Consider the following 14,183-nt stretch of genomic DNA (forward strand, 5'->3'; position numbering starts at 1 on the left):
ATCGATGTACCGGCACGTCCCCGACGGCGCGTTCCCGGCTGCGGGTGCGGGATCCAGACGGTCACAGCCCCGGCCGTGCCAAATTTCCGCCCCGCCGGGGAAGTTCCAACCCCGGCCCGAGCAAATTCGAACACCGGGCGGAGCAAATTCCAGCCCCGGCCGGGGAACGTTCAGCCCCGGCCGGGAAGATCCAGCCCCTCCGGCGTTTGAGGAGCGGGGTCTGGGGCGGAGCCCCAGGTGCGATGGGGGTCCCCCCTGGTCGAGCGAAGCCGAGACCTTGGGGGAGGGTAGGGGCGGAGGGGGCGAAGAAAGCCCCTGAAGCCCGGGGAACATGGGCAACCCCGGGGAGCCCGGCCCCGGGAGACCCCTCGCGGCAGCGGGTCCCAGGCTCAGGGTCCGGGAAGGGGAGGTCAGCCCAGGGTCCGGGAAGGGCGGGTCAGCCCCGGGGAGCCCCGGTGGAGCCGCGAACCATCAGTTCGCCCCGCACCGTCGCGATCCCCCCGGGCGGCGGCTCCTCCCGCCCCATGGCGATCCGCCCGGCCCGGGCCCCCGCCTCGGACAACGGCAACCGCACGGTCGTCAGGGCCGGCACCGCGTCGATGCTGAACGGCAGATCGTCGAACCCCGCGACGGACACGTCGCCGGGAATGCGGAGCCCGGAGTCGCGCAGCGCGGCACAGGCCCCCAGCGCCACGGTGTCGTTCGCGGCGACGACCGCCGTCAACGACGGATCACGGCGCAGGAGTTCGAGCGTCGCCTCGTACCCCGACCGGCGGTCGTAGCGGCCGTGCACGGTACGCCGGGGATCGTCCTCGATGCCGTGGGCGTCGAGCGCCGCCCGGTGGCCCTCCAGCCGGTGCCGGGTCGTCGTGCGTTCCTCGGGCCCCGCGATGTACCCGAGCCGCCGGTGCCCGAGGCCGATGAGGTGCTCGGTGAGCTGCCGCCCGCCCCCGCGGTTGTCGAAGGTGAGCGCGATCGCCTCGGGCGCCTCCGGCGCGGGCGGCCGCCCGCACAGCACGACCCGCGTGCCCGCCTCGGTCAGCTTGCGCAGCTTGGCGGCGACCGCGCCCGCGTGCGCGGTGTCCTCTATCGCGCCGCCGGTGAGCACCACCGCGGCGGCACGCTGGCGCTGAAGGAGCGTGAGGTAGGTCAGCTCGCGCTCCGGGGAGCCGCCGGTGTTGCAGACGACCCCGAGCCGCTCCCCGCCCGCGCGTCCCCCGGGCCCGCCGATCTCCGACTGGATGGCCGCCGCCATGATCCCGAAGAAGGGGTCGGCGATGTCGTTGACCAGGATGCCGACGAGGTCGGAGGTCGCCGCGGCCAGCGAACTCGCGGGCCCGTTCAGCACGTAGTCCAGTTCGTCCACCGCCCGCAGCACCCGCTCGCGCGTGGAGGAGGCCACGGGGTAGTTCCCGTTCAGCACGCGCGACACCGTCGCGGGAGAGACCTGCGCGCGGGCCGCCACGTCCGCCAGGGTCACCGTCATCTCGTCGTCCTCCGGTAGCGCCTTGTCGTACCACTTCGTACGGGGTCGTACATGTCGTACGTCGTCGTGCCTGGTCATGTCTCGTCGTACGGCGTCGAACACGGAGTCGAAGGCCGGGTGCGCCGCTTCCTGTGGGCAGGGTCCGTGCAGACCATACGGCCATCGGCCCCCGTTGTTCGCCCCCTCGAACAACTCGTCTTCGCGGTGGTCTTGTCCGTACCGCTGCGCAGAGGCTAGCTTCTCACCGAATGGAAAGCGCTTGCTGCCACGCTCACCAGGCGGCGTGCGCGGCGCCCGAGGCGTACGGAGGGAAAAGACGTGACACGCAAGACGGTGCGGATCGCCATGAACGGCGTGACGGGACGCATGGGTTACCGGCAGCACCTCGTCCGCTCGATACTCGCCCTGCGCGAGCAGGGTGGCCTCGACCTCGGCGACGGCACCGTGCTGTGGCCCGAACCCGTCCTCGTCGGCCGTCGCGAGGACGCGCTGAAGGCGCTCGCCGAGCGGCACGGCCTCGCCCACTGGTCGACGGACCTGGACGCGGTGCTCGCCGATCCGTCCGTCGACCTCTACTTCGACGCCCAGGTGACCTCCGCCCGCGAGGAAGCCCTCAGGAAGGCCGTCGCGGCCGGCAAGCACATCTACACGGAGAAGCCGACCGCCACCGGGTTCGCCGGAGCCCTCGAACTGGCCCGCCTCGCGCACGCCGCGGGCGTCAAGCACGGCGTCGTCCAGGACAAGCTCTTCCTCCCGGGCCTGCTCAAGCTGAAACGGCTCATCGACGGCGGCTTCTTCGGCCGGATCCTGTCCGTCCGCGGGGAGTTCGGCTACTGGGTCTTCGAGGGCGACTGGCAGAGCGCCCAGCGGCCCTCCTGGAACTACCGCGCCGAGGACGGCGGCGGCATCGTCGTCGACATGTTCCCGCACTGGGAGTACGTCCTGCACGAACTCTTCGGCCGCGTCACCTCGGTGCAGGCGCTCACCGCCACCCATGTCCCGCAGCGCTGGGACGAGCGGGGCAAGCCCTACGACGCCACGGCCGACGACGCGGCCTACGGCATCTTCGAGCTGGAGGGCGGCGCGGTCGCCCAGATCAACTCCTCCTGGACCGTGCGCGTCCACCGCGACGAACTCGTGGAGTTCCAGGTCGACGGCACGGAAGGGTCGGCCGTCGCCGGGCTGCGCAACTGCCGCGTCCAGCACCGTGGTTCGACCCCCAAGCCGGTCTGGAACCCGGACATCCCGGCCACCTACTCCTTCCGCGAGCAGTGGCAGGAGGTCCCCGACAACGCCGAGTACGACAACGGCTTCAAGGCCCAGTGGGAGCTGTTCCTGCGGCACGTCCACGCCGACGCCCCCTACCGCTGGGACCTTCTCGCCGGCGCCCGTGGTGTCCAGCTCGCCGAACTGGGCCTGAGATCATCGGCCGAGGGCCGCCGTCTCGACGTACCGGAGATCGCCCTGTGAGCATCCGACTCCCCGACGCCGGCGGCCGGTTGCGGACCTACGAGCCACGCACCGACCCCCTCGCCGTCCTCCCCGCGGCCGCTCCCCTCGCCTCCCGGACGGTCTTCGCCGCCGCGCACGTCGTCGCCGACCCGTACGCGGACGTCTCGCCCGAGGCGCCCGCCGCCGTCGACTGGGACGCCACCCTCGCCTTCCGGCGCCATCTGTGGTCGCACGGACTCGGTGTCGCCGAGGCGATGGACACCTCCCAGCGCGGGATGGGCCTGGACTGGGCCGGGGCCGCCGAACTGATCCGGAGATCATCGGCCGAGGCCAGGGCCGTCGGCGGCGGGATCGCCTGCGGAGTCGGCACGGACCAGCTCACCGGCCCTGCCACGCTCCCCGAGGTGCGGGCCGCCTACGAGCAACAACTCGCCCTCGTCGAGGAGTCGGGCGCGCGGCCGGTCCTGATGGCCTCGCGCGCCCTCGCCGCGGCCGCCGCCGGACCCGAGGACTACCTCGACGTCTACGGCCACCTCCTGCGCCAGGCGGCCGGCCCGGTGATCCTGCACTGGCTGGGCCCGATGTTCGACCCGGCCCTGGAGGGCTACTGGGCCTCGGACGGTCTGGACGCGGCGACGGAGGTGTTCCTGGAGGTGATCGCCGCACACCCGGACAAGGTGGACGGCGTCAAGGTCTCCCTGCTGGACGCCCGACGGGAGGTCGGACTGCGCCGCCGGCTCCCGGACGGCGTCCGCTGCTACACCGGCGACGACTTCAACTACCCCGAGCTGATCGCGGGCGACGAGCGAGGCTTCAGTCACGCGCTGCTCGGCGTCTTCGACCCGCTCGCCCCCCTCGCCGCCCGGGCGGTGCGCGTCCTGGACGCCGGGGACACCAAGGGGTTCCGTGAACTCCTCGATCCGACCGTCGAGTTGGCCCAGCACCTCTTCCAAGCTCCGACCCGCTTCTACAAGACGGGTGTCGTCCTGCTGGCCTGGCTCGCCGGCCACCAGGACCACTTCGCGATGCTGGGCGGCCTCCAGTCGGCCCGCTCCCTGCCCCACCTCGCCCGCGCCTACGAACTCGCCGACGGACTGGGCCTGTTCCCGGACCCGGGACGCGCCGAGACCCGGATGAGGACCCTGCTCGCCCTGTACGGAGTGACCACATGAGCAGCCTCGCCCGCTTCTCCGTCAACCAGATGACGGTCAAACAGCTTTCGGTCCCCGACCTGGTATCGGGCTGCCAGGAGTTGGGCGTTCCGGGGGTCGGGCTGTGGCGTGAGCCCGTGCGGTCGTACGGGCTCGACGCGACCGCGAAACTCGTCCGCGACGCGGGTCTGGCCGTCACCACCCTGTGCCGGGGCGGCTTCCTCACGGCGATCGACCCGGGGGAGCGGCGGCGCGCGCTGGACGACAACCGGGCCGCCGTCGACGAGGCGGCCGCACTCGGCACCGACACCCTCGTCCTGGTCTCCGGCGGCCTGCCGCCCGGCTCGAAGGACCTGGGCGCCGCCCGGGAGCGTATCGCCGACGCGCTCGGCGAACTGGGCCCGTACGCCGCCTCCCACGGGGTGCGTCTCGCCGTCGAGCCGCTCCACCCCATGTACGCGGCCGACCGCTGTGTGGTGTCCACCCTCGCCCAGGCACTGGACCTCGCCGAACGCTTCCCCGCCGACCAGGTGGGCGTCACCGTCGACACGTACCACCTCTGGTGGGACGACACGGCCCCCGCCCAGATCGCCCGCGCGGGCGCGGGCGGCCGCATCCACAGCTTCCAGCTCGCCGACTGGACCACCCCGTTGCCCGCGGGCGTCCTCGACGGCCGCGGCCAACTCGGCGACGGCTCGGTCGACTTCCGGGCGTGGCGCGGCCTGGTCGAGGCGGCGGGCTACACCGGACCCATCGAGGTCGAACTCTTCAACGAGGAACTGTGGGCCAGGGACGGGCGCGAGGTGCTGGCGGAGACGGCGGCACGCTTCGTGGAGCACGCGGGCTGACCCGGTTCCCGCCCGGAAAAAATCTTCGGAAGTGCGTACAACCCTTCCGCGACCTCGTGGGTCGTACGTGGCATCAGGACCTTTGGAGGGGGATCCGGGGGGATCGCGGGGGTTCTGATACGGAGGGGAAAGCCGAGGGGCCCGGTCGACGGACCGGGCCCCTCGAAATTTTCCGGCCCTCGGACGGAGCGCCGGAGCGCTGTCGGTGGCGGGCGGTACCGTCGGATCATGACCGATCAGGCGGGGGCCGCCCAGACGGGCGAGCGGCGGCCGGCCACGCTGGAAGGCGTGCTCGAACGCATCACGTACGCCAACGAGGAGAACGGCTACACGGTCGCCCGGGTCGACACCGGCCGGGGCGCCGGTGACCTGCTCACCGTCGTCGGCTCCCTTCTCGGCGCCCAGGTCGGCGAGTCCCTGCGCATGGAGGGCCGCTGGGGCTCCCACCCGCAGTACGGCAAGCAGTTCACCGTGGAGAACTACACGACACTGCTCCCGGCCACCGTCCAGGGCATCCGCCGCTATCTCGGATCCGGCCTGGTCAAGGGCATCGGACCGGTCTTCGCCGACCGCATCACCGAGCACTTCGGCCTCGACACCCTGCGGATCATCGAGGAGGAGCCGAAGCGGCTCATCGAGGTCCCCGGACTCGGCCCCAAACGCACGGGGAGGATCGCCGACGCCTGGGAGGAGCAGAAGGCGATCAAGGAGGTCATGCTCTTCCTCCAGACCGTGGAGGTGTCCACCTCCATCGCGGTCCGCATCTACAAGAAGTACGGCGACGCCTCGATCTCGGTGGTGAAGAACCAGCCCTACCGCCTGGCGTCCGACGTCTGGGGCATCGGCTTCCTCACCGCCGACAAGATCGCCCAGTCCGTCGGCATCCCGCACGACAGCCCCGAGCGCGTCAAGGCGGGCCTTCAGTACGCCCTGTCGCAGTCCACCGACCAGGGCCACTGCTACCTCCCCGAGGAGCGGCTGATCGCGGACGCGGTGAAGCTGCTCCAGGTCGACACCGGCCTGGTGATCGAGTGCCTGGCCGAGCTGGCGGCCCCCGCGGAGGACGGCGAGGACCCCGGCGTCGTCCGGGAGAAGGTCCCGGGCCCGGACGGCGACGACCCGGTGACGGCGGTCTACCTCGTCCCCTTCCACCGCGCCGAACTCTCGCTCTCCGCCCAGGTGCTGCGCCTGCTGCGCAGCGACCGCGACCGGATGCCCGGTTTCCGTGACGTGGCCTGGGACCGGGCGCTGGCCTGGCTCAAGGGACGTACGGGCGCGGAGCTGGCCCCCGAGCAGGAGGCGGCGGTCCGGCTCGCGCTCACCGAGAAGGTCGCCGTGCTCACCGGGGGGCCGGGCTGCGGCAAGTCGTTCACCGTCCGCTCGATCGTGGAGCTGGCCCGCGCCAAGGGCGCCAAGGTGCTGCTCGCCGCGCCCACCGGCCGTGCCGCCAAGCGTCTGGCCGAGCTGACCGGGGCCGAGGCCTCCACCGTGCACCGGCTTCTGGAGCTCAAGCCGGGCGGTGACGCGGCCTACGACAGGGACCGCCCGCTCGACGCCGACCTGGTCGTCGTGGACGAGGCCTCCATGCTCGATCTGCTGCTCGCCAACAAGCTGGTCAAGGCGGTGCCCCCGGGCGCCCATCTGCTCTTCGTCGGCGACGTCGACCAGCTTCCGAGCGTCGGCGCCGGCGAGGTGCTGCGCGACCTGCTCGCCGAGCGGGGCCCGGTCCCCGCGGTGCGTCTCACCAAGGTCTTCCGCCAGGCCCAGCAGTCCGGGGTGGTGACCAACGCGCACCGGATCAACTCCGGGCAGCATCCGCTCACCGACGGCATGAAGGACTTCTTCCTCTTCGTCGAGGACGACACCGAGGAGGCGGGGCGGCTCACGGTGGACGTGGCGGCCCGTCGGATTCCGGCCAAGTTCGGTCTCGACCCCCGCCGGGACATCCAGGTCCTCGCTCCCATGCACCGGGGCCCGGCCGGCGCGGGGCTCCTGAACGGACTGCTCCAGCAGGCCATCACCCCCGGCCGCCCCGACCTCGCCGAGAAGCGGATCGGCGGCCGGGTCTTCCGGGTCGGCGACAAGGTCACCCAGATCCGCAACAACTACGACAAAGGCGAGAACGGCGTCTTCAACGGCACCGTGGGTGTCGTCACCTCCCTCGATCCCGTCGAGCAGCGGCTGACGGTGCGTACGGACGAGGACGAGGAAGTGCCGTACGAATTCGACGAGCTCGACGAACTGGCGCACGCCTACGCGGTGACCATCCACCGCTCCCAGGGCAGCGAGTACCCGGCGGTGGTGATCCCCGTGACCACGGGCGCCTGGATGATGCTCCAGCGCAATCTGCTCTACACGGCGGTCACCCGGGCCAAGAAGCTGGTCGTTCTCGTCGGTTCGCGCAAGGCGATAGGCCAGGCGGTGCGTACGGTGTCCGCGGGACGCCGGTGCACGGCCCTGGACTTCCGGCTCTCCGGCTCGTGAACCACCGCTCGTGAGGCACGGCTCGCGGCACCGCTCGTGAACCACCGCCCCGTACGCGGCGCACGGGTCCCGCGCGGGCGGCGAACGGGGCCTTTCGGGCATGGGGCGAGGGCCGTCGGAAAAAATGATCGATCAAACGAGTCATGAAGGTCACAGAGCACTTCCGGTTGCGGGGCGGACGCGGCAGGATGAGCAGGTTGGCGGCACTCAGTGCCGCCGATAGGCCCAATGGTCGACCCCGAGTGCACTCTCCAGGGCCAAATGGGGGATGGTAGAGACAGTCAGGGCACCTCGAAGAAGAGGCACAACGTCGGTGAGGGATGACGTGAGCGACAACTCTGTAGTACTGCGGTTCGGCGATGGCGAGTACACCTACCCGGTGATCGACAGCACCGTCGGCGACAAGGGCTTCGACATCGGCAAGCTCCGCGCCCAGACGGGTCTGGTGACGCTGGACAGCGGGTACGGCAACACCGCCGCGTATAAATCCGCGATCACCTATCTCGACGGTGAGCAGGGCATCCTCCGCTACCGCGGCTACCCGATCGAGCAGCTCGCCGAGCGGTCCACCTTCCTGGAGGTGGCCTACCTGCTGATCAACGGCGAGCTCCCGAACGTCGACGAGCTCTCCACCTTCAAGAACGAAATCACGCAGCACACCCTGCTGCACGAGGACGTCAAGAACTTCTACCGCGGCTTCCCGCGTGACGCCCACCCGATGGCGATGCTGTCGTCGGTCGTCTCGGCGCTGTCGACCTTCTACCAGGACAGCCACAACCCGTTCGACGAGAAGCAGCGCAACCTCTCCACGATCCGGCTGCTCGCCAAGCTCCCGACGATCGCGGCGTACGCGTACAAGAAGTCGATCGGCCACCCCTTCGTCTACCCGCGCAACGACCTCGGGTACGTCGAGAACTTCCTGCGCATGACCTTCTCGGTCCCCGCGCAGGACTACGAGCTCGACCCGGTGGTCGTCTCCGCGCTCGACAAGCTGCTGATCCTGCACGCCGACCACGAGCAGAACTGTTCGACCTCCACCGTGCGTCTGGTGGGCTCCTCGCAGGCGAACATGTTCGCCTCGATCTCCGCCGGCATCTCCGCGCTGTGGGGCCCGCTGCACGGCGGCGCCAACCAGTCGGTCCTGGAGATGCTCGAGGGCATCCAGGCCAACGGCGGCGACGTCGACTCCTTCATCCGCAAGGTGAAGAACAAGGAGGACGGCGTCCGCCTGATGGGCTTCGGCCACCGGGTGTACAAGTCCTTCGACCCGCGCGCGAAGATCATCAAGGCTGCCGCGCACGACGTCCTGTCCGCTCTCGGCAAGTCCGACGAGCTGCTCGACATCGCGCTGAAGCTGGAGGAGCACGCGCTCTCCGACGACTACTTCGTCTCGCGCAACCTCTACCCGAACGTCGACTTCTACACCGGCCTGATCTACCGCGCCATGGGCTTCCCGACCGAGATGTTCACGGTCCTGTTCGCCCTCGGCCGGCTGCCGGGCTGGATCGCCCAGTGGCACGAGATGATCAAGGAGCCCGGCTCCCGCATCGGCCGCCCGCGCCAGATCTACACGGGCGTCGTCGAACGCGACTTCGTGCCGGTCGAGGCCCGCTGAGGCTCGCACACGACCACCGGGCTCCGTACGCGGGGCCCGGTGAACCTGTGACCAGGCGAAAAACGGAAAGCGCCCTGCTACCGGTCCCCCCACGGGCCGGCAGTCAGGGCGCTTTCCTTGTCCCGGTGCGGATTCCCCCCACGGGATCCGGCCGGGCGTCTGTGGACAGCGCCTGAATCGCTGTGTGCCGGCACGGGGCCGACGGTGAGCCGGGCGAGCGGAACTCGCCGTACTGCGGTGCGATCTGCCGGGACGCGTACGGATCGGGAGGGCCGCTCAAAGCTCCCCGCAGTACGTGCCCCGGCGACGCAATTTCCGGGAACGTCCCCCAAGACATCCCCAGATGCCAGTCGCGCCCCCCAAGACGCTTCTGACATCGCCAACTTAGACTGACGAACCCCTTCGGTGGTTACGTTCACATCACTGTGATCTGGATCTCTTGCATATGTCCTGAAGATACGCAAGAGCCCCGATACGGGAATCGCGAACCAATCGTAAGGAAGATGCGCGAGCCTTGTGAAGAGCTTATGTGAGGCTCTCGTTGGACTCTAGGGGGACTCAGGCTCTGTCGTCACGCGAATGCTCTCAGTCGAAGGCTGTTCGTGACCACGAAAACGGACGAAAAGGCCATCGCGGCCCCCGCGATCATGGGATTCAGCAGGCCGGCGGCCGCGAGCGGAAGCGCCGCCACGTTGTAGCCGAAGGCCCAGACCAGATTTCCCTTGATCGTCGACAATGTGGCGCGCGCCAGCCGGATCGCGTCCGCGGCCACCCGCAGATCCCCGCGCACGAGCGTCAGATCGCTCGCCTCGATCGCCGCGTCCGTCCCCGTGCCCATCGCGAGGCCCAGATCGGCGGTGGCCAGCGCCGCCGCGTCGTTCACCCCGTCGCCGACCATCGCGACGGTCCGTCCCTCGCCCCGCAGCCGCGCGACCACGGCGACCTTGTCCTCGGGCAGCACCTCGGCGATCACGTCGGCCGGGCCGATGCCGACCTCCCGTGCCACGGCCTCGGCGACCGCCCGGTTGTCCCCGGTCAGCAGCATCGGCGTGAGCCCGAGGTCCCGCAGCGCGCGTACGGCCTCGGCGCTGGTCTCCTTGACCGTGTCGGCGACGGCCAGCACGGCCGCCGCGGTGCCGTCCAGCGCGACCACGACGGCCGTACGGCCCGCCGCCTCGGCCGTGTTCTTCGCGTCCGCAAGCGTTCCCGGCAGCGTCCCGGGGAACCGGCCGACGGTGACCTCGACGCCGGCCACCCGCCCGCGCACGCCCCGTCCCGGCACGTTCTCGAAGTGCTCCGGCGCCGGAAGGTCGCCGACGCGCTCCTGGGCGCCTGCCGCGATCGCTCGGGCAACCGGATGCTCGGAAGCGTGTTCCAGGGCTCCCGCGAGCCGCAGGACGTCTTCCTCGGCCCGCCCCTCGGCGACGTGGACCTCGTGCAGACTCATGCGGCCCGTCGTCACCGTGCCGGTCTTGTCCAGGAGGACGGTGTCGACACGGCGGGTGGACTCCAGGACCTCGGGTCCCTTGATCAGGATGCCGAGCTGGGCGCCGCGGCCGGTGCCGACCATCAGGGCGGTCGGGGTGGCCAGGCCGAGCGCGCACGGGCAGGCGATGATCAGCACCGCGACGGCGGCGGTGAAGGCCGCGACCGTGTCCCCGGTGACCGCGATCCAGACCCCGAACGTGCCGAGCGCGATGAGCAGGACGACGGGCACGAAGACCCCGGAGATCCGGTCGGCCAGACGCTGCACCTCGGCCTTGCCGTTCTGCGCGTCCTCCACGAGCCGGGCCATCCGCGCGAGCTGCGTGTCCGCGCCGATCCGGGTGGCCTCGACGACGAGCCGGCCCCCGGCGTTCACGGTCGCACCGGTGACGGCGTCCCCGACGCCCACGTCCACCGGCACCGACTCGCCGGTCAGCATCGACGCGTCCACGGCCGACGCGCCCTCGACGACGGTGCCGTCGGTGGCGATCTTCTCGCCCGGCCGTACGACGAAGCGGTCGCCGACGGCCAGTTGCGCCACGGGGAGGCGGACCTCACGGCCGTCCCGCAGGACGCCGACGTCCCTGGCGCCGAGTTCCAGCAGTGCCCGCAGGGCCGCTCCCGCACGTCGCTTGGAGCGGGCCTCCAGGAAGCGTCCGAGCAGGATGAACGCGACGACCCCCGCGGCGACCTCCAGGTAGAGGGCGGAGGCGCCGTCCGTACGGGAGACGGTGAACTCGAAGCCGTGCCGCATGCCCGGCATCCCCGCGTCGCCGAAGAACAGCGCCCACAGGGACCAGCCGAACGCGGCGAGGGTACCGACCGAGACCAGGGTGTCCATGGTGGCCGCGCCGTGCCGCGCGTTCGTCAGGGCGGCCCGGTGGAAGGGCAGCCCGCCCCAGACCACGACGGGCGCGGCGAGCGTCAGGGAGAGCCACTGCCAGTTGTCGAACTGGAGGGCAGGGACCATCGACATGAGGACCACGGGCAGGGCGAGCACCGCGGAGACGGTCAGCCGCTCGCGCAGGGCGGCCGTCTCGGGATCGTCGTCGGCCGCGGGCGATTCCTGCTCGACGGGTGACGGCGGCGCGGGCGGCGGGGGCTCCTCGGCGGTGTAGCCCGTCTTCACCACGGTGGCGATCAGATCGGCGACCCGTACCCCCTCGGGGTAGGAGACCTTGGCCTTCTCCGTCGCGAAGTTGACCGTGGCGGTGACGCCGTCCATGCGGTTGAGCTTCTTCTCCACGCGGGCCGCGCAGGAGGCGCAGGTCATCCCGCCGATGGAGAGTTCGATCTCCGAGGGCGTGCCTATCGGCGTCTCGGGTGCTGCGGTGGTCATGGTGCGGCTCCAGGAAGGGGCCGGGCCGCGCGGAGCCGGTATCAGCCGGTCGGCACGGCCCGGTACGGAGAGAAAGAGCTGCGGGGGTTCGCTCAGGCCAGGCCGACGAGCTCGAAGCCCGCCTCGTCGACGGCGGCGCGGACGGCGCCCTCGTCGAGCGCGGCCGCGGAGACGACGGTGACTTCGCCGGTGGAGGCGACGGCCTTCACGGAGCTCACACCGGGGATCGCGGAGATCTCGCCGCTGACGGAGCCTTCACAGTGTCCGCAGCTCATGCCGCTCACCTTGTACACGGTGGTGACGGAACCCGGGGTGCCGGTCTGGGCGGTCATGGCGTTGCTCCTCATCGAGGCGTTCTGGGGCGTACGTGCACGGGAGGGATCCCTGGGAACACAGGGTTCCCCTCGATGCTCACCACACTATACCCCTAGGGGGTATTTCTCCAAGTGGCGTCGCGGTGCGCCAGGGAGCGCGCCCAGACCAGCCCCACGAGCGCGACGAGGAACAGGCCGCCCACCGAGAACAGGGTGAGGAGGTGCTCCTGTCCGCCGGTGGGCCTCGGCAGCCCGCCGCGGGCCGGCAGCGTCCTGTCGAGGCCGGCGCGGCCGAGCCGGTCCACCAGCCACAGCGCGATCCCGCGCGTCGAGTCCCACAGGGCGTGCAGCAGGGAGGCGCCGAGGCAGGCGCCGGCCACCTGGGCGGTCGGGCGGAAGCGTCCGTCGGGGCGACGCCGTGCCAGCAGGGCCGCGCCCGCGACCGCCGTCCACAGGCCGTGCCCGAACGGAGTGAGCACCCCGCGCAGGATCTCGGTCTCCAGGAGCGTGCGCAGGTCGACACCCTGGAGCGACACGGCCGCGTCGAAGGCGTGGCCCGCACCCTCCAGCGCCGCGAAGCCGAACCCGAGCGTCGCGCCGAGCACCAGGCCGGCCCGTGGCCCGCGGATCCGGGTGTGCCGGCGCAGCAGGAACATCAGGGCGCCGAGCTTCACGGCCTCCTCGGCGAGTCCGGTGCTCACGAACATCCCCAGCGAGGGGCGGGCGAGCTGGTACTCCGTCACCGAGGCGCCCAGCGCGCCCAGGGCGCCGCCGGCCAGGAAGCAGCCGAGGAGCGGACTCGTGCCCAGGTCGCGGCCGTGCCGCTCGTAGGCCCAGAGCGCGAAGGCGACCGGCACGAGGAAGGAGCCCAGCAGGATCAGCGTCGGCAGCGGTGCGACGTCGCTCGTGGCGTACGTGACGACCGCGGTCAGCGCCCAGAGGGCCGCCCCGATACCCAGGCAGCGCTTCCAGAGGCCGGCGGGGATCAGGGGACACGGCGGCGGGGGCTGCTGTGGTCCGGGAACGCGGGCCCGGGGGGTGTCCGGTGGCTGATTCTGGGGCACGGCCATCCCTCTGTCCCTCGGGGCGGCCCGTGGGCTCGGACGGGGGACCCGCGTTCCGGCGTCGGGGCGGCCCCGGGCGCGTGGCGAGGGCGCGCGGACGGACCGATGCCGCGGATCGCTGATCGATTTGTCCGAACCTTATGGCACATGTCGCGGATGTCGCAGTCCGGAGCGCTGATGCCGACCGGTCCGGCGTGGCGCGGCCTGGTGTGGTTCGGCGCGGCTCGGTTCGGTGCGGCTCAGTGTCCGGCGGGCGATCCGCTCTCGAGCAGCGGCTCCAGATAGCGGTGCATGACCGTCTTCAGCTCCGCGATGTAGCCGTCCCGTTCGGCGCCCTCGTGGGACATGACCAGGGTGAGGCCGGCCTTGAACAGATGGACCGCCATGTTCGCGGTGCGGGTGCGCTCGGCGGCCGGCAGGTCCGGCAGGCGGGCCCCGATCATCTCCTCGACGCGGGCGAGCATCGTGCCGTGCAGGGTGCCGATCTCCTCGACGATCACTCCCGGGGTGTCGGCGCCGTGCATCAGGACGGCGAAGGCCGGGTGCTCGACGTTGAACTCGATCAGCGGGTCGAGGACCGCGTCGAGCATCCGGTCCAGCGGGAGACCGGCGTTCTCCTGGGCGAGCGCCTGCCCGTGCGAGCGGGCCCAGTCGTCGAGGAGCTGGTCGCTGAGGCCGACCGCGATGGCCTCCTTGTTCGGGAAGAACTGGTAGAGCGTGCCGGGCGAGACGCCGGCCTCGCGGGCGATGGCGTTGGTGCTCGCCGCGGTGTAGCCGGTCCGGCAGAACACCGAGGCCGCCGCCTCCAGGAGCTGGGCGACGCGGCGCTCGCCACGGGCCTGACGGCGGCGCGGCCTCTCCTCGGCCGACTGCCGGTGCTCCTGGGGCTCCTGGGGCTCCTCGGTCTGCTGCTTCTCGGGCACGGGTCATCCCCAGCTTCTCGGG

The 14,183-nt window shown here is 71.3% G+C and carries 10 protein-coding genes; 5 read left to right on the plus strand and 5 right to left on the minus strand.

Annotation, left to right across the window (positions count from 1 at the left end):
- Nucleotides 1-436 precede the first annotated feature (436 nt).
- Complete coding sequence (locus ACIQ7M_RS08830) at nucleotides 437-1,486, minus strand: LacI family DNA-binding transcriptional regulator (RefSeq protein ID WP_355764710.1); 1,050 nt, start codon at nucleotides 1,484-1,486, stop codon at nucleotides 437-439.
- A gap of 318 nt (nucleotides 1,487-1,804) precedes the next feature.
- On the opposite strand from ACIQ7M_RS08830, the gene ACIQ7M_RS08835 reads away from it, so the two are divergent.
- The 5 genes from ACIQ7M_RS08835 (at nucleotide 1,805) to ACIQ7M_RS08855 (ending at nucleotide 9,036) form a co-directional block, all read left to right on the plus strand.
- Nucleotides 1,805-2,956, plus strand: coding sequence for a Gfo/Idh/MocA family oxidoreductase (locus tag ACIQ7M_RS08835; RefSeq protein WP_355764639.1), 1,152 nt, complete (start codon nucleotides 1,805-1,807; stop codon nucleotides 2,954-2,956).
- Nucleotides 2,953-4,110 (plus strand): dihydrodipicolinate synthase family protein, encoded by a 1,158-nt coding sequence (locus ACIQ7M_RS08840; protein WP_403641460.1) that lies wholly within the window; start codon nucleotides 2,953-2,955, stop codon nucleotides 4,108-4,110. Before ACIQ7M_RS08835 ends, ACIQ7M_RS08840 begins: the two co-directional genes overlap by 4 nt.
- Nucleotides 4,107-4,937 carry a sugar phosphate isomerase/epimerase family protein gene (locus tag ACIQ7M_RS08845; protein WP_403641463.1) on the plus strand — a complete coding sequence of 277 codons (831 nt, stop codon included), beginning with the start codon at nucleotides 4,107-4,109 and terminating at the stop codon, nucleotides 4,935-4,937. Before ACIQ7M_RS08840 ends, ACIQ7M_RS08845 begins: the two co-directional genes overlap by 4 nt.
- 228 nt (nucleotides 4,938-5,165) lie before the next feature.
- On the plus strand, nucleotides 5,166-7,421 hold the full coding sequence (locus ACIQ7M_RS08850; protein WP_403641466.1) for an ATP-dependent RecD-like DNA helicase: 2,256 nt from the start codon (nucleotides 5,166-5,168) through the stop codon (nucleotides 7,419-7,421).
- 325 nt (nucleotides 7,422-7,746) lie between these two features.
- Nucleotides 7,747-9,036 carry a citrate synthase gene (locus ACIQ7M_RS08855; protein WP_329299786.1) on the plus strand — a complete coding sequence of 430 codons (1,290 nt, stop codon included), beginning with the start codon at nucleotides 7,747-7,749 and terminating at the stop codon, nucleotides 9,034-9,036.
- Nucleotides 9,037-9,607: 571 nt separating this feature from the next.
- Here the strand turns inward: ACIQ7M_RS08855 and ACIQ7M_RS08860 are convergent.
- From ACIQ7M_RS08860 to ACIQ7M_RS08875, 4 genes are all read right to left on the minus strand, one after another.
- Nucleotides 9,608-11,860, minus strand: a complete 2,253-nt coding sequence (locus ACIQ7M_RS08860; RefSeq protein WP_403641469.1) for a heavy metal translocating P-type ATPase — start codon at nucleotides 11,858-11,860, stop codon at nucleotides 9,608-9,610.
- Nucleotides 11,861-11,952: 92 nt separating this feature from the next.
- Nucleotides 11,953-12,192: a heavy-metal-associated domain-containing protein gene (locus tag ACIQ7M_RS08865; RefSeq protein WP_355764654.1), complete on the minus strand. Its 240-nt coding sequence runs from the start codon at nucleotides 12,190-12,192 to the stop codon at nucleotides 11,953-11,955.
- A gap of 95 nt (nucleotides 12,193-12,287) precedes the next feature.
- The gene (locus tag ACIQ7M_RS08870) at nucleotides 12,288-13,244 is read right to left on the minus strand and encodes a PrsW family intramembrane metalloprotease (RefSeq protein WP_403641474.1); all 957 of its coding nucleotides are present in this window, start codon (nucleotides 13,242-13,244) and stop codon (nucleotides 12,288-12,290) included.
- 233 nt (nucleotides 13,245-13,477) lie between these two features.
- Entirely contained in the window at nucleotides 13,478-14,161 is a 684-nt protein-coding gene (locus ACIQ7M_RS08875; protein ID WP_403641477.1) for a TetR family transcriptional regulator, read from the minus strand.
- Nucleotides 14,162-14,183: the final 22 nt, after the last annotated feature.

This window comes from Streptomyces sp. NPDC096324, assembly GCF_044763015.1.
Lineage (GTDB): Bacteria > Actinomycetota > Actinomycetes > Streptomycetales > Streptomycetaceae > Streptomyces.

What these genes read in the sequence shown, in the direction of transcription:
- ACIQ7M_RS08850 (WP_403641466.1), top strand. Translation starts at nt 5,166, where the DNA reads ATGACCGATCAGGCGGGGGCCGCCCAGACGGGCGAGCGGCGGCCGGCC.
- ACIQ7M_RS08845 (WP_403641463.1), top strand. Translation starts at nt 4,107, where the DNA reads ATGAGCAGCCTCGCCCGCTTCTCCGTCAACCAGATGACGGTCAAACAG.
- ACIQ7M_RS08830 (WP_355764710.1), bottom strand. Translation starts at nt 1,486, where the DNA reads ATGACGGTGACCCTGGCGGACGTGGCGGCCCGCGCGCAGGTCTCTCCC.
- ACIQ7M_RS08865 (WP_355764654.1), bottom strand. Translation starts at nt 12,192, where the DNA reads ATGACCGCCCAGACCGGCACCCCGGGTTCCGTCACCACCGTGTACAAG.
- ACIQ7M_RS08860 (WP_403641469.1), bottom strand. Translation starts at nt 11,860, where the DNA reads ATGACCACCGCAGCACCCGAGACGCCGATAGGCACGCCCTCGGAGATC.
- ACIQ7M_RS08870 (WP_403641474.1), bottom strand. Translation starts at nt 13,244, where the DNA reads ATGGCCGTGCCCCAGAATCAGCCACCGGACACCCCCCGGGCCCGCGTT.